This is a genomic window from Brochothrix campestris (genome assembly GCF_046058945.1).
Classification (GTDB): Bacteria; Bacillota; Bacilli; order Lactobacillales; family Listeriaceae; genus Brochothrix; species Brochothrix campestris.
Window position 1 is genome coordinate 877260 of sequence record NZ_CP175511.1, and the last position, 15998, is coordinate 893257.

Here is a 15998-nt window from a genome sequence, read left to right on the forward strand (position 1 = left end):
AAGAAAAGTGGTAAAATACCGTGAAGAAGATGAAAACTATGCCATCATTGGTCTCGGTCGTTTTGGAGGCAGTATTTGTGAAACATTAATCGATTTAGGTAAAGAAGTATTGGCGATTGATATTAATGAAGAACGGGTCAACGTTTATGCAAACATTGCCACCCATGCGGTTGTTGGTAACTCAATGGATGAAAATGTTCTGAATAACCTTGGCATTCGCAACTTTGATCATGTTGTGGTCGCGATTGGTGAAGATGTTGAGGCGAGTATTTTAATCACCTTGCTCCTGAAAGAAATGGGTGTCAAACATGTCACGGTTAAGGCCCAAAACGAAAGTCATGGGAAGGTGCTTTCTAAAATTGGTGCCGATCGTATTGTATTCCCTGAACGTGACATGGGTCGACGAATTGCTCATTATATTGCGTCTCGTAATGTGATTGATTACTTAGAACTGAGCCATGAATATAGTTTAGTTGAATTGTCAGTGCAAAATACACGCTTTAAAGAACGCTCGTTAATCGAGTTAAAAGTCCGTTCTGAGTACGGCTTAAATGTGGTTGCAATTCGACGTGCTGGCGTGATGATGGTCAATCCAGCACCAACAGAACTCATTAAGGTCAATGATACCTTAATGGTTATTGGTGCCGATACTGACATTGAGCGTCTCAAAGAAAAACTAGAATAAAGACAGGCGTTTAGCTCCGAGATAAGGAGCTGAACGCCTGTTTTAGATTGGAGACAAAGTCCAAACAGACCCTTTGTTTAAGAAAGGCTAAGACTGTCTAGAAATGTTGTTTTGTTATGAAAAAGCAGCGAGGAATTGTTTCGTACGCTCGTGTTGTGGATGATCAAAAAAAGCGGCTGTCGTATTGTGTTCGACAATTTGTCCATCAGCCATCAACACGACTCGGTCAGACACGTCACGGGCAAAGGCCAATTCATGGGTAACGATGATGGCGGTGATTTTTTGTTTGACAACTGACTGGATAACATGTAATACCTCCGTTACCAATTCGGGATCAAGTGCCGACGTCGGTTCATCGAATAAGATGACGTTCGGCTTGATTGCTAAAGCACGTGCAATGGCAATCCGTTGTTTTTGCCCACCTGATAATTGGTGAGGATACAGCTTTGCTTTATCACGTAAACCAACGTCGTTAAGCAATTCTAAAGCGCGCTGTGTGGCGGTGGCTTTTGACCAGCGATAGACGGTGACTAACGCTTCCGTTACATTGGCTTCGACTGTCAGATTGGCAAATAAATTGTAGTTTTGAAATACCATCGCCGACTGTCTGCGAATAGTCAGTCGTGTTTTTTTTGAAAGTTTTGGTGCTTGATAAAAGGCCTCTCCAATCGTGACCGAGCCTTCATCAGGGGTAACGAGGAGGTTTAAACAGTTGAGCAAGGTTGATTTACCGGAACCACTCGGCCCGATAATTGTAACTGTTTCACCAGTGGCAATAGTTAAATCGATATTGTGTAAGACAGTCGTGTCGCCAAACGTTTTAGTGAGCCTCTCAATTTTAATCATAACGTAGCCCTCCTGTTTGTTTAGTCAAGCGCTGTTCAAGTATGACACTTACCAGTTCAAGAATGGAACATAAGGCCCAATAAATAAGTGCGGCGACGATATAAACTTCGAAAAATTGTGATGTTCGACCGGCAATCATCTTCGCTTCGCCTAATATTTCAGGAACCGACGCAGCAAAAGCTAGTGAAGTATCCTTTAAGAGAATAATGAAATGATTGAAGAGATTAGGAATGCCAATGCGTAGCGCTTGTGGTAAAATGACACGTCGTAATGCTTGTGTGGTGGTCATACCGACTGAATAACAAGCGGCTAATTGACCGTTGTCAACGGCTAGAATCGCAGAGCGAATGGTTTCTGATAAGTAAGCACCAGCATTAAGGGTAAAGGCAACGTAGATAAAATAGATCGCAGGAATAAATGAAATATCCCAAGTAAAGGCATAGGTTTCGTTGAGTGTACGAATGACTAAGGGAAGGCCATAATAAGCTAAAAAGATTTGCACCAGTAAGGGCGTTCCACGCATAAAGGACACAAACAAAATGGCTAATTGCTTCAGGACAGGTACGTTATAGAGTCGGATTAAGGCAATTAATAGTGCCAGTATCAAACCGAAACCAAAGGCAATACATGCGATAGCGAGTGAAACGGGCACACCTTTTAAAATGGTGGGTAAGGAAGCAAGCATATAATCAAAGTCTAAGAGTTCGCGCATAACAGGTCCTTTCTGATGCTAGTTTGTATAATCTTCATCAAACCATTTCGTTGATAATTTGGCTAAACTACCCTCTTCTTTTAAGCTCGTAAGTGCGGCATCAATTTTTTTCATCAGCGCTTTACCAGGCTTATCTTTGGTTGCGATAAAGTAGGTCGGGTCTGAGGCAATAATGTTACCTACTGCTTTAATATGTAATTTTTGGATAGCAGCCTTATTTTTTGCCATAATCGGATCATTGACAGTGGCATCAAGTCGGCCATTTTCAATATCTTCAAGAATAGTCGTAATGTCTTGCTCGTAGTAGTTAATTTTAAGAATATTTCCATTGGCCTTGTTCCAGTCTTCAACAATACGTGTAAATGAATCGCCGACTGTTAATCCAATTTTCTTCCCTTTTAAATCCGCCAATGTTGTAATAGATGTTTGGTTATCGGCTTTAACGATAATTTGGGAAACACTCTTAAAATAGGGTGTCTCTGATAAGGTGTAATGCTTAAGACGGTCAGGATTCGAAGTGATTTGATTAGCGAGCAGCTGGAATTTATTGGCGTCTAAACCGACAAATAAGCTGTCCCATGGACCAGCGACAAACTCAAATGCAAGTGAAGGGTCCTTCTTTTCAACGAGTCGTAGTACTTCGAGGTCGTACCCAGTCAGTTGACCGGCTTCATCTTCATATGAAAAAGGGTTATACGTTCCCATCGTACCGACTTTAATCGTGTCTGTCTTTGGTGCTGTTGAATCAGCCGTGTTAGTGCCACAGGCGCTTAAAAGGAGTAAACTTAATAGTGTCAAACCGATAACGCTTTTTTTTAAGGTCATGATAATGTCCTCCTATTGGGTGAGTAATCCGGCATCTAAGACGTATTGCGATCCTGTAATAAAGCGTGCTTTATCACTGGCTAAAAAGAGCACCGAGTGGACAATATCTTCAATTTCAACCCATGGAACGGGTTGAAGGTTCCCGGCTGAACGCTCTGCAATTTCAATGGCTGTGGCATTTTCCATTTCAGCAAGTCCGTCGTTCATCGGTGTATTGACTCCGGTCGGATGAAGGGTCAACACGCGGATATGATGGGGGGCAAGTTCAATCGCCTGCGATTTTGCCAGCCCGACAAGCCCGTGTTTTGAAGCAGCGTAATGTGAAATTCGGTTCATTCCACGTAAGCCTGCGACAGACGAATTATAGATGATGACACCGCTATTTTGTGCAATCATCTGTGGAATAATTGCTTTGGAAACGAGCCAACCCCCTTTAAGGTTAATGTCAATCATCGCATCCCATTCAGATTCAGTCAGCTCGTATGAGAGACCGTAAGCGCAGATGCCAGCGTTACTAAAGAGAACATCGATTTTCCCGAAGGTTTCTATGCCTTTAGCGACGGCATAATTGACGTCATCCACCTGCCGAACATCACCGGCGAAAATGGCGATGCGGGCACCTAAGGATTCGACGTCACTTTTAAGTTGTTCTAAATCATCATTCGACGAGCGGTTGTAAGCAGGGTAGTCAATCTTTTCGCCAAGATCGAAGGCGATGATATTGGCACCTTCCTTCGCAAACGCGAGGGCGACACCACGTCCTTGACCTTTGGCGGCCCCTGTAATAAAGACGGTTTTATTAGCATATGTGTTTGTCATTGTATTAGCCTCTTTTCGTATAGGGTAGTAAAACTTCATCGAGCTCAACCTGTAAAGCAGTGTTGATTAAATTGGTCGCAATCATCATTGAACCGAAGGCCGTTAATAAGACGAATGTTTCAGTGCTATAGCGTGACCGTAAGCGAGCGACTAAGGCAGGTGGTATATTGGCCGCATCAGCAACAAGGGTTTTACCGTAGGCAATTAAGTCGTTTTCTTCGTCTGTGAAAGCGAATGTGCTGAAATCAATCGCTAAATCATCTAAAATCTTTTTAAAGAACATCGAACAAATTAAGCACTCATTCGTTGTCGAAATTGCATAACAGTAAAAGTTAGTCGCCCGTTCACCAATAAGAGCGGCGACTTCTCGTTGGAGAGGATACCAAGTCATTAAGGCCTCGAAGGCTGGGACAGAATGCAGTAGTGTTTTTTTCATATTAGTGATGCGACCATGTTGTTTAATCTGATCCTCGAAGGCTGCTTGTGCTTTCGGTGATGCTGTTTCATAAGTGAGTGGTGTAACATAAACCATGAATAGACAACCCCTTTGCTTTCGTTTATAATTATGAGAATATTCAACCATTTAAAGTATAGTAAACTTATCGGAATTAGTCAATTTAAAATCGGGACTGTTTTGGTGAATGGTTATCAATCCTCACTGACATAGTCGGATTTAGGTGCAGTTAAAATATTTTTTAGGAGGAGAACTAAATGCATTATCAACATATTGTTATTGGGGCTGGTTCAATGGGAATGGCAGCAGGCTATTTTTTAGCCAATCAAGGGAAAGAGGTACTGATGTTAGACGCCTTTAATCCACCACATGAACAGGGCAGTCACCATGGTGGAACACGTCTTATTCGTTATGCCTATGGTGAAGGGGTCGAATATGTTCCATTTGCTATCCGTGCCAGCGAGCTATGGCAGACCTTACAAGCCGAAACACCACGAGAAATATTCAAGCAGACGGGTGTTCTCAATGTAGGTCGGAGCGATGGTGTATTTGTTAGAAATGTCTGCGAAAGTGCGAAGACGTTTGAGCTCCCATTAGCTGTTTTAACGGCTGCAGAAGTTAATGAAAAATGGCCCGGGCTGACATTACCAGCGGATTTGTTAGGCTGTTTTGAACCGACGTCGGGGATTTTATTAGTAGAGGAGTGCATTGCAGCCTATCGTGAAGCGGCGCTCAAGGCAGGCGCTGAACTGCGTCTAAACAGTCGTGTCATCCGTATTAATCCGCAACAAGGCAATGAACCAGTTACGATTGAAACAGCTGATGGTGCCGTGTTTACGGCCGATGCAGTGATTGTTTCAGTCGGTGCTTGGGCAGGTGAGTTGTTACAACAACTCGATTTAAAGTTACCTGTGACCCCGATTCGCAAGACGTTTGCATGGTATGAGGCAACTAATGATTTATATGACGAACAGTCATTTCCAGGCTTTGCGTTTGATTTGGGAGACTCAGCTTACTATGGTTTTCCGAGTGTGGCTGGTGCGGGACTCAAACTTGGTCGTCATGATGGTGGTTTACCGATTAATCCCGATGAACCAAAACAAGCCTTTGGAACAGTTAAAGGTGACGAAGAAGAGTTAACCGAATTTTTAAGACGTTTTATGCCACAGGTAGGCGCTTTAAAAGAAGGGAAAACCTGCATGTACACGATGACACCAGATGAAGATTTTGTGATTGATTTACATCCTACTTATCGAAATATAGCAATTGCGGCTGGTTTTTCGGGTCACGGTTTTAAGTTTGCTAGCGCAGTGGGAGAAATTGTCAGTGACCTTGTAACAAGAGGGGAAACAACACTCGATATTTCGCCATTTTCATTGGACCGCTTTCAATAATATTAGACAGTAAAAGCCCCCTCTTTTTTGAGGAGGCTTTTAGCAAATTGAAGAAAAGCGTTTGAGTAAGCGAAACTCATTTTTTTTTGATAAACAAGACAATGCCCCCACAAATAACAACGGCCAAAGCCATTGAACAAAAGGACAGGACATACGAACCTGACGCGAGTTGGATTAGAAATCCGAGGGTCATCGGAGCGATGAAACCACCGATTGCCGATCCAGTATTAATTAAACCAATGGAAGAACCGATAATGGAGGAATCAAATAATTTATGGGGCCAACTGAACATGGCTGTAAAAGCAGTTGTCGAACAGAGGGAGAGTAAGAGGAGCAGTATCATTGAAAGTGCTAAGACCGAAGAGTACATGAAGCCGATTAAAAATAAGGCTGTTGCAAGACAGAGGCAAACAATCAGTCGGCGCTCCTTGTTTGCGAAATAACGCGACATTAAGATACCGGCTAAAAAGGAGCCCAATGTTTGAAAAACAGCGTTACAAGCAAGTAACAAACCAATGGTGCCAATACTGAGTGAGAAGGTTGTTTTCAAATACGATGGGAGCCAGGAGACAATCCCATACAGTAAAAAATTAATGAGAATCATCGCTAAAAAAAGACGGATGACATTTTTATTGAGTAATATTGTCCGGTATTTTATGTTAGGTTTATTATTTTCAGTTTTTTGGGTGGTAGCATTTTTCGCTTTTCCCGGTAAAAAAAGTGCGACACATACTGTGGCCATAAAAAAGAATGTGCCTAACAGAAGGTAAGCATAACGCCAATTGAGTGCGATTAAGTTAGCACCTAAAGTGAAGGCGAGAATCCCACCTAAACCAGCGGTAGCAATCATGAGCGATTGAATAAAAGTTCGTTGCTTTTTTGGAATATACTCACCAATCGCACGCGAACAGCCTGGCGGATAACCGCCATGTCCAACGCCTGCAAAAAAACGAAAGAGCATAAACATAAGTAAGTTACTCACGAGTCCAAACAATAAGGCAAAAACTGTTGTTAAGCTCAGCGCGGTCAACAACACTGCCTTAGCGCCAAATTTATCAGCTAACCAGCCACTTGGGATTTGTGTTAACGAGTAACTTAAGAAGAAGGCAGACATGATGAAACCTGCTTCAGTTGAACTGAGTTGATATTCAGCAGAAATAGGAATGATAGCAGTAGAAATCATCGCTTTATCCATGTAAGCGATCGTATAACCAATCATTAATGTTACAATTAAACCAATTGTGCCATTCTCACGCTGTTCTTTTGTCAACAAAAAATCGCCTCCCTTAAAAGTATCGGTTATATTTATGGTGCTAATATACCTTATTTGATGACGAATGTAAATAGCTGTTTGTGTAAAAAAAGACATCTCTCGGTGAGAGATGTCCCAGACTGTAGACAAAGTCGAATTAAACTGATTTTACTTTGAACGTTAGTTCAAGTGACTTCGGGTACAAGATGACGTGACTGCAGATAGAGTCTAAGAGACTTCATTTTCTTTCCAAGTTGTACGCTGTTTAATGAGCTGATGTTGCTTTAGGTCTAATAAATAAAATAATTATTGCTGACGCTAATATTGCCACTGCCATCGAAATAAAGGCTAAGAAAAAGGAACCAGAGGCAACTTCAATTAAGAAACCTAAGGTCATTGGTGCTAAGACACCTCCGACGGCCGAACCGGTATTAATTAAGCCAATAACAGAACCGATGATCGATTCATCAAAGAGTTTATGAGGCCAGCTGAAAATCGATGTGAAGGCTGCGACTGAACAGGTTGTTAACAACAGCAAGAGAATCATCGATACGACGAGTGATGTTGCGAGTATGAAACCGACTAAAAAGAGGGCAGAGGCAAGACAAAGTGTAACGATAAAGAGTCGTTCTCTTCCTAAAAAAAATTTTGAGAGGAGTAAGCCTGCACTGAATGAACCGACTGTTTGAAAGGCTGCGTTAATAGCTAGTAGGATGCCTAATGTGCTGATTGTCAGATCAAATTGTTGACTCATATAGGTCGGTAGCCAAGACATAATGCCGTACAATAAATAGTTGACGAGAATGAGGATGGAAAACAGTAATAAGACATTACGATTGGTCAATAAGCTGACGTATTTAATCGGTGTTTTTTGTTTTGTTGCTGCGTTGGCGGGTTCTTTTCTAGGCAAAAAGAGAGCGGCCAAAATCGTAGCAATTAGGCAAAGTGAGCCTAATAAAAGATAGGCATAGCGCCAATTGACGGCAATTAAATTAGCACCTAAGGTAAAGGCCAGTATCCCACCGATTCCTGATGTCGAAAGCATGAGTGATTGCACGAAGGTACGCTGTTTTTGATCAAAATTTTCGGTAATTGCACGTGAGGTAGCTGATGGGTAGCCACCTTGACCAACACCAGCTGAAAAACGAATGAGCATAAAGATAAATAAATGACTAACAATCCCAAAAATGAAGGCAAACACGGTAATGAAACTGAGCGACGTTAGCAACACAATCTTTGAGCCAAACTTATCAGCTAACCAACCACTCGGTATTTGAGTTAAGGCATAGCTGAGGAAAAAAGCTGACATAATCAAGCCTGTTTGGGATGATGAGAGATTGTACTGTTTCGCAATCGGAATCATTGCTGTCGAAATCAGTGATTTATCCATATAAGCCATTGTATACCCCATCATCAAGGTGATAATCAAGCCGAGATGACGTTTCTTATTCGCGGATGTTGTTTCCATGGGTGTCTCCTCCTAAGTATCGATGCTATTCCTGTCACTATATCCCACATTCACTCAGGAGTAAATATGTAAAAAGTCTTTTTATGCCGTGTCCTAATACCTATCAGCGGACAGTTAAAAACCGCGTAGTCGACAATGCGACTAAGCGGTTTTTTTAGTTTATTTATCATACTCCATAATAACAGGCAATAACATCGGACGACGTTTTGTCTTGTCATAGAAGTAAGGGTTTAACGTATCAATCACGAGTGATTTAATATCATGACGAGTGATTTCCTTGCTGCCATTCATCGCTTTTTGTAAGCGACGTGTAATCAAGGATTGCGCATCATTAATTAATGAGCCAGATTCACGCATATAGACAAAGCCACGAGAGATAATGTCAGGACCAGACATTACGCGTTGGTTTTTAAAGTCAACGGTTGTTACGACTAACACAATCCCATCTTCGGATAAGATACGACGATCACGAAGCACAATGCTACCGATATCACCAACACCTTTTCCATCAACATAAATTGTACCTGAAGGGACACGACCGGCAATACGTGCAGAGTCTTGTGTTAAGGCAAGCACATCACCATTGCCACAAATAAAGGTGTTATCGGCAGGGACATCACAGTTGATGGCTGTTTGTTGATGGCTCTTAAGCATGCGGTATTCACCGTGAATTGGCATGAAATACTTAGGCTGCATTAAACGAAGCATCAGTTTTTGTTCTTCCATTCCACCGTGACCAGAGGTATGAATGTTATTCAATTTACCATGAATAACATCAGCACCGGCTTGATAGAGACGGTTGATTGTTTTGTTGATGCCCACCGTATTACCTGGAATCGGTGATGAAGAGAAAACAACCGTATCGCCTGGTTGTATTTGAATTTGACGATGCGTTCCGTTGGCGATACGTGATAACGCAGCCATCGGTTCACCTTGCGAACCAGTACATAAAATACAAACTTGATTAGCTGGTAGACGCTTAATTTGGTGTGCATCGATAAAGGTGTTTTTCGGTGCGGCAATGTAACCTAATTCTTGACCGATTTCTAAAGCAGACTCCATACTACGGCCAAAGACAGCGATTTTACGTCCTTTTTCAACGGCAGCTTCAACAACTTGTTGCACACGGTGCATGTTGGAAGCGAAGGTTGCAAAGATAATCCGCCCATCAACTGTTTCGAAAATATCTTTGATGCTATTCCCCACGATTTTTTCTGACATCGTGAATTTAGGAACAGTTGCATTTGTACTATCTGCAAGAAGGCATAAGACGCCTTCTTTACCAAGTTCAGCCATCTTCGTAATGTTAGCTGGTTGACCAACGGGGGTGAAGTCAAACTTGAAATCGCCCGTTTCAACAATATTACCTGAAGGTGTTTTTACAACAATCCCAAACGCATCAGGGATACTGTGCGTTGTTCGGTAAAACGAAACGCTTGTTTTACGGAATTTAAAGACATCGTCTTCGTTGAATTCAATCAATTCAGCAGTACGTAACAAACCATGTTCTTCTAATTTGTTACGAATTAAGCCGAGTGCTAATTTTGTTGCATAAATTGGTAAGTTAACTTGTTTAAGTAAGAACGGAATACCACCGATATGATCTTCGTGACCATGGGTAATAAACACGCCTTTAATTTTATCCGCATTTTCAATCAAGTAAGTGTAATCAGGGATAACGTAATCAATGCCCAACAAATCATCCTCTGGAAACTTCACGCCTGCGTCAATTACGATGATTTCATCTTGGAATTGCACACAGTACATGTTTTTACCGATTTCTCCTAAGCCACCTAGGGCAAAGACTGCAGTCTCGTTATTTTTTACAAGTTTCATACGAAGTTAAATTTCCTCTAACTTAAAGTCAGGATCATTTTTTTCGTATGCGATTTGGGCATCTCGCATAAGTTCAATGAATTCGATGTTAAAACCACGGTTAGTTAATTTTTTGCGAACATCTTCAACTGAAGAAGCCTCAATCATTAAGCTTTTTGTGTTTTCGCGTAACGGTGTTTCAATCATGTTTTCTTGGTAAAATACTTTGTATATCATGTAAAATTTCTCCTTTTTCTCTATGAAATATATTTTATGAGGTAAACCTCTAAACTCTAATGTTAAAACTTGCAGGATAGACTTATTAGTTTAGGCGTATAATGAATTAAACATCACCTAGTGGGATGCTCGATTATATGTTTTGCAACATGAACAACTGCGAGTAAAAGGCTTTTTGCATAAAAACCATTTTACACAGCTGTGATATCACAACAAGGTCAACGCATATGTAATAAGTGTTTACAATATATCCGAACAAATCTTCTATAATCAGTTTACCATAAAATACGTTGGCACACTAATAAATAATTCACTTTCAACGAATTTAGCTAAATTTGCTAATAAATCCTCAAGGATGAGTGATTGATAGAAGAGAAACGTTACTGTTCGTGGTATAATTGCATGTATTAAGTTTAAAAATAGCAGCAAGAAGGAGTTTGGAATAATAATGACAAAAATCGTTTTCTTTGATGTAGATGGCACGCTGTTTGATTCTCAAAATAAGATCCCGCAATCAACGAAAAATAGCATTGCGGCACTGCAACAACAAGGCATAAAAGTTGCAATCGCTACTGGACGATCACCTTTTAATGTGACCGCAATTAGCGAAGAGCTCGAAGTCGATACAGTGATTTGTTATAATGGTCAATACGTTATGCATGAGGGTGAGGTTATTTACCGTAACCCAATGCCGTTGGGAGAATTGAAACAGCTGCAAGCGTTAACGGATGCGAATAATCATGCGCTTGTTTACGCGGGTTCTGAGACACTGGCATTTGATGAGGTTAATAATCTAGATGTACTAGACGCTCTTGGGTCTGTTAATATCACCTATCCGAAGGTTATCCCTAATTTCACAGAATCAAATGATATTTATCAAATGCTTGTGTTTGCTGATCAACGTTACGATACAAGTTACAATGAGGCATTTGCCAACTATAAATTTGTCCGCTGGCATGAGCAATCGATGGATGTCATCCCAGCTAATGGCTCAAAAGCTGATGGGATTCAGGCGTTGTTAGAAAAATTAGCGATTCCGCTTGAAAATACGTATGCATTCGGTGATGGGATGAATGATTATGAAATGCTCCAGTTAGTTGGACATGGGATTGCGATGGGGAATGGTAAAGAACCATTAAAAAAAGTGGCCGATTATGTAACCGACCACGTAGATGAAGATGGGATTATGAAGGGGCTACGCCATTTTAAACTGATTTAACAGCTTAAACAATGGTGCTTGACTCTTTACGGTCCCATTTGACTGTGATTGAGACGCGTTGCTTGCTAATCTCTTCAGCAGCTTCGGTATAGCAACCGGTGATGCTAGTGAAATTAGACGCTAAAAAGCCAGCTTCCAAATTAAACGAATGTTCGGCATTTAAAGCAAATGCTTTTTTAACCGGTTCGCCTTCTAGGCGGAAAACAATTGCATCTTTACTTTCTGACTTGACGTTAAGTCCGCCCCAACCAGCTTCAATAAAAAAAGCTTGTAGTTCAGGGATGCTACTGAATGTGAATTTTCTACCTAAATTTTTGCCTAGTAAATAGAGCAAACTGTGCGATTCCTCCCCGAGAATATCAGGTAAAACAAAGTGTCGCATGAGCTCGTATCCGAGCTGTGGTGATGGGGATGTCATTGTATCAGTCATAATACGCTCCTTTCATTCGTTATCCATTATAAACTATTGCTGTCTAAATAGAAAATAGAAATAGTATCGGCAGTTGAAAAAGGTAAAAATCCCGCTGTGAGTGAACAACGGCTTTTCCGAAGAAAACCATCCTAATAAAAAATTGGAGCGAAAAAATATGAATCAACCAATTGGCGTTATCGATTCAGGTGTTGGAGGCTTAACTGTTGCAAAAGAAATTATGCGTCAGTTACCCAATGAAAACATCTGTTACTTAGGTGATACTTTACGTTGTCCATATGGGCCGCGTGATCCAGAGCAAGTACGTAAATTCACGATGGATATGACACAGTTTTTGTTAACACATAATATTAAGTTGCTCGTGATTGCTTGCAACACAGCAACGGCAGCAGCCTTACATTATATTCGTGACAATGTGGATATTCCGGTCGTTGGTGTCATCCAACCAGGAGCACGTGCTGCAATTAAAGCAACAAAAAACAGTCAAGTCGGTGTCATTGGCACTGAAGGAACGATTAAAAGTGATGCCTATACGAACGCCTTGAGCTTATTAAATCATCAGGTGGCCGTTAAATCATTAGCCTGTCCCAAATTTGCCCCACTCGTCGAAAGTTCAGAGTACAAAGGGTCGGTCGCAAAAAAAGTGGTGGCTCAATCGTTACGCCCGTTTAAAAACAGTGGTATTGATACCTTTGTACTCGGTTGTACACATTATCCATTGTTACAACCTATCATTGAAAATGTGCTAGGCCCGCGAGTGAAGGTGATTAATCCAGGACTTGAAACAGCGAGTGAAGTCAGTATGTTACTTGATTATTTCACGTTGCGCAATGTATCAGATGAACCGCAACAGCATCGTTTTTTTACGACGGGTTCTCCCAAAATATTTGGAGGCATCGCTTCCGACTGGTTAGGCTTACCACAAATGGTCGTCGAGTTTGCAAAAATCGGTCAAGAAAGGAAATAATATGAAAAAATTATTGATAGCAACCCATAATGAAGGGAAAGCCTTCGAATTCAAAGCGTTATTTGAAGATTATGGCATAACAATTGAAACCTTAAATGATTACCCAGAAATACCAGAAATTGAGGAAACAGGTAAGACCTTCAAAGAAAATGCCGCTTTAAAAGCAGAAGCAATTGCGAATTTAACAAATCAAATGGTTATTAGTGATGATTCTGGGCTAAGTGTAGATGCTCTTGATGGGGCACCTGGTGTCTATTCTGCTCGCTATGCGGGTGAACCGAAGAGCGATGCGAATAATAATGCCAAGCTGATAGCTGAACTTGCTAAAACAGGCACGACTAATCGAACAGCAAAATTCCACTGCACGATAGCTGTCGCTGTTCCTGATGAAGCAACTCGTTTTTATGAAGGTGAAATCGCAGGTGTAATAACGAAAAAAGCAATCGGTACAGCGGGATTTGGTTACGATCCTTATTTCTATGTGCCATCAATTGGTAAAACGACAGCTCAAATGACGATGAGTGAAAAAAATCTAATCAGTCACCGTGGCAACGCCATTAAACAATTAGCACTTGATTTGCCAAACTTGATTGCCTTAGTATCAAAATAACTAGAGTATCGTGGGTCTGAAAATTATATTTATCACTTTTTTGTAATTAAATAACTAGTCAAAATCGAAAAATCATGCGACAATGTATTTAATATAAGTAAGAAGAGAAGGGAAGCACAGGATGAAAGTTTTAGTTGTCAGTGATAATCATGGTAATCGGGAAGCGTTGTTACATTTAAAAGATATTTATAGTGGAAAGGTTGATGCTTTTTTTCACTGTGGGGATTCGGAGTTGTTAGCTGATGACGAAGCGGTATTAGGCTACAACATTGTCCGTGGTAATTGTGATTTTGGTCGTGTTTATCCAACCGAATGGATCGGGGAAGTGGATGGCAATAAAATCCTTGTCACTCACGGTCACTTATTTAACATTAAAGTGAATCTTGTAATTTTGAAAGATCGTGCGAAGATGCGTCAAGCAAACTATGTCTTTTTTGGGCACACGCATGAACTCGGCTGTGAATACAGCGATGGCATTCTCTTTTTAAACCCAGGTAGTATTTCGTTGCCTCGTGGTCGTAGCGAAAAAACATATGCAATCGTTGAGGATACCGCAAGCGAGATCATTGTTAAGTTTATGGATGACAGTGATAACGAATTAACGGCACTTACGCAAGTGTTTAAAAAGCAATAAAAGTAACTAAAGAAGCCGATACAACAGGTGTTATCCTGTCTGTATCGGCTTTTTTAGTGGTCAAGCAGTTATTTTAGTAATGTTCTTGTTCATAACTTAAAAGATGAAAGATGGTTGAGAGCGTTGCGACTGGTAGGTGTTTATCCTCGCCGAGTTGTATCAGCTGACCTAAAATAGCATCTAGTTCCATTTCTTGCTGAGCAAGACGGTCTTGAGCCATCGAAGGTAGATGTTGTAAGGAACCTTCATCGGGCTGTTCGATCCCTGTATGACTCTCAGGCCAAATTGAAATGTTATAGGCTGCGGCAATCGCTAAAAATTCAGTCTTCATCTGCTGAATAATTCGAGCAAGATGTTCATCAGCTAAAATAGTGCCTACTTTTTGACGCATTAAGGCACTGATAGGATTAAAGGCAATGTTCCATAACAACTTATTCCACTTTTGTTCACGGATATTAGGCACAATGCGGGCTTTTAATGGGGTCTGTGCCAAAGAAGTAATTAAAGCAGGCAGACGCTCATCATCGGTTTGTTCATCCCATTGTCCAACAGCTAAGTCTCCTTTACCGATATGATGGATGATGCCATTATCAATTCGTACAGCGGACATGAGCACACTTCCGCCGACAATCTTGTCTGCTCCAAAGGCTACTGCGAGTTTTTCTTCATTGCCAATGCCATTTAAGACCGAAATAAGGGCAGTTGTTGATTTCATCAAGGGTCTCAATTCAGCAATGGCCGTATCAATGCCAGTTGCTTTAACGGCTAAAAAAAGATAGTCAAATGTTTCAGATAAGACCTCATCACGAGACTTAACGATAACAGCTTCCTTTGAATCGCCCCAAATACTTTTAATTGTAAGTCCATTACGTTCGATAACAGCTAAGGTTTTACCACGAGCGATATAGGTGACCTCGTGTCCAGCTTCAGTAAAAAGACGGCCGAAAATCGAGCCGATGGCGCCAACGCCAAAAATAGCAATTTTCATAATATGAGACCTCCGTTAGTTATTCATTTGATGTAATTGTATCTGCTTGGACAGATTCTTCAGTATGACTAGCGCTGCTGCTTGGAGCAGATGAATCCGACACAGTCGACGAAGAAGTCGCTGGTGGTGTGCTGCCAGTTGTCATACTTGTGCTAACACTGCTTGTTGAAGCAGGCGTATGGCTAGTACTGCTATTATTTACTGATGTGTCGATTGTTTGTGTTGGTGTCGCCCGCGCTTCGGTGTCTGTTGCTGAGTTGTGTGTGTGACTTGTTTGTTCAGTCGCTTGCGACTGCTGTGATAATGCAGTCGTGGTCTCGTTTGGTTCGATGTCAGATGCAATCGTTTCAGCAGCACTTGATTCACTGCTTTTTTCGATTGGTTCTGTTGCTTCAGTTGCAGAAGCAGGTGTTAAAATAACGCCGATTGTTATTAGTAGAAGCGCGGCTATTAAAGTGAAAAATGTTTTTTTGATAGCTTTTCGTTTGAAAAGCTTAGTTAATAACTGGACGATGAAAAGGAGCAGTAAGCATAGTCCGAGTCCTATAAGTAAAACAACCATGTAAATAATTCCTCCTCAAAATAAAAAAGACGACTTATAAAAAGTCGCCAAGAGTAGGGGCGTTCATAATCTCAATAGGGG

18 protein-coding genes are annotated in these 15998 nt (G+C 41.1%); 6 read left to right on the forward strand and 12 right to left on the reverse strand.

Features of this window, described 5'->3' with window-relative positions; genetic code table 11:
- Positions 1 to 7 precede the first annotated feature (7 nt).
- The gene (locus ACJYYY_RS04430) at positions 8 to 685 is read left to right on the forward strand and encodes a TrkA family potassium uptake protein (RefSeq protein ID WP_035313953.1); all 678 of its coding nucleotides are present in this window, start codon (positions 8 to 10) and stop codon (positions 683 to 685) included.
- 114 nt (positions 686 to 799) lie between these two features.
- Here ACJYYY_RS04430 and ACJYYY_RS04435 read toward each other — a convergent pair whose 3' ends face one another.
- From ACJYYY_RS04435 to ACJYYY_RS04455, 5 genes are read right to left on the reverse strand one after another with little or no spacing between them, the layout of a single operon-like run.
- Complete coding sequence (locus tag ACJYYY_RS04435) at positions 800 to 1531, reverse strand: amino acid ABC transporter ATP-binding protein (protein ID WP_035313954.1); 732 nt, start codon at positions 1529 to 1531, stop codon at positions 800 to 802.
- On the reverse strand, positions 1524 to 2243 hold the full coding sequence (locus ACJYYY_RS04440) for an amino acid ABC transporter permease (RefSeq protein ID WP_408869154.1): 720 nt from the start codon (positions 2241 to 2243) through the stop codon (positions 1524 to 1526). Before ACJYYY_RS04440 ends, ACJYYY_RS04435 begins: the two co-directional genes overlap by 8 nt.
- An 18-nt stretch (positions 2244 to 2261) precedes the next feature.
- On the reverse strand, positions 2262 to 3068 hold the full coding sequence (locus tag ACJYYY_RS04445) for a transporter substrate-binding domain-containing protein (protein ID WP_408869155.1): 807 nt from the start codon (positions 3066 to 3068) through the stop codon (positions 2262 to 2264).
- 12 nt (positions 3069 to 3080) lie between these two features.
- Positions 3081 to 3887, reverse strand: coding sequence for an SDR family oxidoreductase (locus ACJYYY_RS04450; RefSeq protein WP_035313957.1), 807 nt, complete (start codon positions 3885 to 3887; stop codon positions 3081 to 3083).
- Between the two features lie 4 nt (positions 3888 to 3891).
- Positions 3892 to 4419: a hypothetical protein gene (locus tag ACJYYY_RS04455; RefSeq protein ID WP_408869156.1), complete on the reverse strand. Its 528-nt coding sequence runs from the start codon at positions 4417 to 4419 to the stop codon at positions 3892 to 3894.
- A 179-nt stretch (positions 4420 to 4598) separates the two neighbouring features.
- Here ACJYYY_RS04455 and solA point away from each other — a divergent pair, with 179 nt between their 5' ends.
- Positions 4599 to 5735, forward strand: a complete 1137-nt coding sequence (gene solA, locus ACJYYY_RS04460) for an N-methyl-L-tryptophan oxidase (protein WP_035313959.1) — start codon at positions 4599 to 4601, stop codon at positions 5733 to 5735.
- A 76-nt stretch (positions 5736 to 5811) separates the two neighbouring features.
- On the opposite strand, the gene ACJYYY_RS04465 is transcribed toward solA, so the two are convergent.
- From ACJYYY_RS04465 to ACJYYY_RS04480, 4 genes are all read right to left on the reverse strand, one after another.
- Positions 5812 to 7005 (reverse strand): MFS transporter, encoded by a 1194-nt coding sequence (locus tag ACJYYY_RS04465; RefSeq protein WP_408869157.1) that lies wholly within the window; start codon positions 7003 to 7005, stop codon positions 5812 to 5814.
- Between the two features lie 247 nt (positions 7006 to 7252).
- Positions 7253 to 8455 carry an MFS transporter gene (locus ACJYYY_RS04470; protein ID WP_408869158.1) on the reverse strand — a complete coding sequence of 401 codons (1203 nt, stop codon included), beginning with the start codon at positions 8453 to 8455 and terminating at the stop codon, positions 7253 to 7255.
- Between the two features lie 159 nt (positions 8456 to 8614).
- On the reverse strand, positions 8615 to 10291 hold the full coding sequence (gene rnjA, locus ACJYYY_RS04475; RefSeq protein ID WP_035313962.1) for a ribonuclease J1: 1677 nt from the start codon (positions 10289 to 10291) through the stop codon (positions 8615 to 8617).
- Positions 10292 to 10297: 6 nt separating this feature from the next.
- Positions 10298 to 10507, reverse strand: coding sequence for a DNA-dependent RNA polymerase subunit epsilon (locus tag ACJYYY_RS04480; RefSeq protein WP_408869159.1), 210 nt, complete (start codon positions 10505 to 10507; stop codon positions 10298 to 10300).
- A 448-nt stretch (positions 10508 to 10955) separates the two neighbouring features.
- Here ACJYYY_RS04480 and ACJYYY_RS04485 point away from each other — a divergent pair, with 448 nt between their 5' ends.
- Positions 10956 to 11726: a Cof-type HAD-IIB family hydrolase gene (locus ACJYYY_RS04485; protein WP_408869160.1), complete on the forward strand. Its 771-nt coding sequence runs from the start codon at positions 10956 to 10958 to the stop codon at positions 11724 to 11726.
- Between the two features lie 4 nt (positions 11727 to 11730).
- On the opposite strand, the gene ACJYYY_RS04490 is transcribed toward ACJYYY_RS04485, so the two are convergent.
- Positions 11731 to 12156 carry a DUF2507 domain-containing protein gene (locus ACJYYY_RS04490; protein ID WP_035313968.1) on the reverse strand — a complete coding sequence of 142 codons (426 nt, stop codon included), beginning with the start codon at positions 12154 to 12156 and terminating at the stop codon, positions 11731 to 11733.
- A 157-nt stretch (positions 12157 to 12313) separates the two neighbouring features.
- On the opposite strand from ACJYYY_RS04490, the gene racE reads away from it, so the two are divergent.
- From racE to ACJYYY_RS04505, 3 genes are all read left to right on the forward strand, one after another.
- Complete coding sequence (racE, locus tag ACJYYY_RS04495; RefSeq protein ID WP_408869161.1) at positions 12314 to 13123, forward strand: glutamate racemase; 810 nt, start codon at positions 12314 to 12316, stop codon at positions 13121 to 13123.
- Between the two features lies 1 nt (position 13124).
- Positions 13125 to 13733 (forward strand): XTP/dITP diphosphatase, encoded by a 609-nt coding sequence (locus ACJYYY_RS04500; protein WP_035313971.1) that lies wholly within the window; start codon positions 13125 to 13127, stop codon positions 13731 to 13733.
- Positions 13734 to 13854: 121 nt separating this feature from the next.
- Complete coding sequence (locus tag ACJYYY_RS04505; RefSeq protein WP_408869162.1) at positions 13855 to 14367, forward strand: metallophosphoesterase; 513 nt, start codon at positions 13855 to 13857, stop codon at positions 14365 to 14367.
- 73 nt (positions 14368 to 14440) lie between these two features.
- Here the strand turns inward: ACJYYY_RS04505 and ACJYYY_RS04510 are convergent, their stop codons facing one another.
- On the reverse strand, positions 14441 to 15355 hold the full coding sequence (locus tag ACJYYY_RS04510) for a ketopantoate reductase family protein (RefSeq protein WP_035313972.1): 915 nt from the start codon (positions 15353 to 15355) through the stop codon (positions 14441 to 14443).
- Between the two features lie 19 nt (positions 15356 to 15374).
- Entirely contained in the window at positions 15375 to 15917 is a 543-nt protein-coding gene (locus tag ACJYYY_RS04515) for a hypothetical protein (protein WP_035313973.1), read from the reverse strand.
- Positions 15918 to 15998: the final 81 nt, after the last annotated feature.